This is a genomic window from Nocardioides abyssi, assembly GCF_030412915.1.
In the GTDB taxonomy this organism is placed as follows: domain Bacteria; phylum Actinomycetota; class Actinomycetes; order Propionibacteriales; family Nocardioidaceae; genus Nocardioides; species Nocardioides abyssi.
Genome location: NZ_JAUHJR010000022.1, coordinates 1 through 1085, shown reverse-complemented (window position 1 = coordinate 1085; position 1085 = coordinate 1). Strand labels below are relative to the sequence as shown.

General features: G+C 68.0%; 1 protein-coding gene. It reads left to right on the top strand.

Translation table 11 applies throughout. The annotated features are described in order from the left end of the window. Positions 1-101: 101 nt before the first annotated feature. The coding region (locus tag QWY29_RS19730) for an IS481 family transposase (protein ID WP_300962943.1) at positions 102-1085 on the top strand (984 nt) is incomplete at its 3' end.

Sequence of the window (1085 nt, the reverse complement as noted above, 5' to 3'; positions counted from 1 at the left end):
AGGTTGTACTGCCCGGCATCGGTGAGCCTGTCTGACAGACGAAGGCCTCCGGTTGTGAAGTGGAGCTGTCTAGTTCACCGCTTCACTGACCGGAGGCCCTCGTGTCCCACGCTAACGCTGCTCTGACCCCACGCGCCCGTCTGCGGCTCGCCCGGCTCGTCGTTGACCGCGGCTGGACCTACGCGGCCGCGGCCAAGATGTTCATGGTCGCCCCTCGCACTGCGAAGAAGTGGGCCGACCGATACCGCGCTGAAGGTGTCGCGGGCATGGCCGACCGCAGCTCACGGCCCCGCACCAGCCCGACCAAGACCGGTCCCCAACTCGTCCGGAAGATCGTGCGACTGCGGTGGCGCCACCGCCTCGGCCCGGTTCAGATCGCCGGCCGACTCGGACTGCCGTCCTCGACGGTGCATGCCGTGCTGGTGCGTTGCCGGATCAACCGGCTTTCCCACATCGACCGGGTCACCGGCGAACCGCTGCGCCGCTACGAGCACCCGCATCCGGGATCGCTGATCCACGTCGACGTGACCAAGTTCGGCAACATCCCCGATGGCGGCGGCCACCGGTTCCTGACCCGCCAGCAAGGGCGTGCCAACGGCATCGCCACCGCGCTGCGCACCGGCGAACGCGGCAAGCACTACCGCCCAGTCATTGGCACCGCGTTCGTGCACACCGTCATCGACGACCACTCACGACTGGCCTACGCCGAGATCTGCACCGACGAGAAAGCCAGCACCGCCATCGCGGTGCTCCAGCGCGCCGTGGCCTGGTTCGGCGACCACGGCGTGACCGTCGAACGAGTGCTGTCCGACAACGGCAGCTGCTACCGCAGCCACGCCTGGCGCGACGCCTGCGCCAACCTCGGCATCACACACAAGCGCACGCGGCCCTACCGACCCCAGACCAACGGCAAGATCGAACGATTCCACCGGACCCTGGCCGACGGCTGGGCCTACGCCCGCTTCTACGACTCAACCCAGCAGCGCAACAACGCGCTGACGGGCTGGCTCCACTTCTACAATCACCACCGCGCCCACTCCGCCATCGGAGGCAAGCCACCAGTCACACGGCTGACCAACGTCCCC